The organism is Chthonomonas sp., from assembly GCF_035294505.1.
Classification (GTDB): domain Bacteria; phylum Armatimonadota; class Chthonomonadetes; order Chthonomonadales; family Chthonomonadaceae; genus Chthonomonas.
On sequence record NZ_DATGKU010000170.1, the window covers coordinates 1 to 1181 of the forward strand.

Here is a 1181-nt window from a genome sequence, read left to right on the forward strand (position 1 = left end):
CTCTAAACTTTTGGGGGTTTCACGCTCTTCGCCAAAGTGTTGTGCCGTATCAAGAAAATCAGCATCTACAAGGGCGGAAAAAAGCATTCGTACATCGAGCATAACGGAAGCGGTTGTGGCTAGTTTTGGCTTAACGAGATAGTTTTTGGGCGACTGAACCGTAAAACCGTCGGCCTGTAACCGTGCTATGAGGGCTTCCACATCTGTTTCAGATAATTCGATAGAGCGCTGTATTGAAGCTAGTGGATCGAGTTCTCTCAAAGAGTCGATATCGCCTCTCTGCAAACCAATGTGATGGCCTTGTATCGCAAGAGCCGCCCCTACGCTTTTTCCTTTGGTAAGTGCCACCCAAGCACCGGTCGTCCAATGGTCAAGCCCCTTCTCTTTCCCTTCTAAACGGCGAGCGAAGCGTTCGCTATACTTGCCAAGATCATGTAAAATTCCAGCGAGATAGGCTTCTTCAGCACCACCAAAGGACTCTGCAAAACGGCTTGCCATTGTGGCGACGTTGGTGAGATGCTCTTTCATCGTCTGACGAAGTCCTAGCTTGTTGTCGCTATGGGCGTAGTAGGGCATTGTTAATCATCCTCCACAGATTTTTAGCTTGCTGTAGGTCGCACATCCAATAATGAAAATACCTAGGTGGTCTTCAAAAGCGGAAAACGAGGGAGAAAATTTTTTTGTACTTCCCCAAAAGCCGGAGTACAAACCAGAACAGTCGCTTCGGCTACAAAGCCGTTCCCGCTTGGGTGGCTTGGTCTTTAGCGTGGTCTTGCCGTACCTTTGCCTCTTCCTGAGCTACCGCATCCAGAACCGACGCCGAAGCATGCGTCTGTCGCAAAGCCTGTTGCCAATCGCTGAGCATACGTAGATAGAGCCGATAGAGCGCTTCCCGCTTCTCCTGAGGCATGATCGCATAGCTTAACGTGTTGCGACGTGACCAGTAGAGCCGCATCAGCGCATCGGCGTCTGCCAAATGCTTTATCGCCTCCGCGTCTTGCCCCTGGCGCATCTCTATCTCCGCAAGCCCTACCTGGCCGTAAACAAACTCCGTCTCCACCAGCTCGTCGCCCATCGCCCGCACGGTGCCGTAGGGCGCATGCTCTAACTCCGTCATAATGCGGTAGATGTTCTCTGCATCCTGCGTTTTCCCAACGGCCAAGAGGGCATCGCCTAAATGG

General features: G+C 51.7%; 2 protein-coding genes. Both read right to left on the reverse strand.

What is annotated here, in order from left to right; all coding sequences use genetic code 11:
* On the reverse strand, positions 1–576 hold a 576-nt coding region (locus VKV18_RS09635; RefSeq protein WP_324203995.1), incomplete at its 3' end, for a CRISPR-associated endonuclease Cas3''.
* A 151-nt stretch (positions 577–727) separates the two neighbouring features.
* The coding region (locus tag VKV18_RS09640) for a hypothetical protein (protein ID WP_324203996.1) at positions 728–1181 on the reverse strand (454 nt) is incomplete at its 5' end.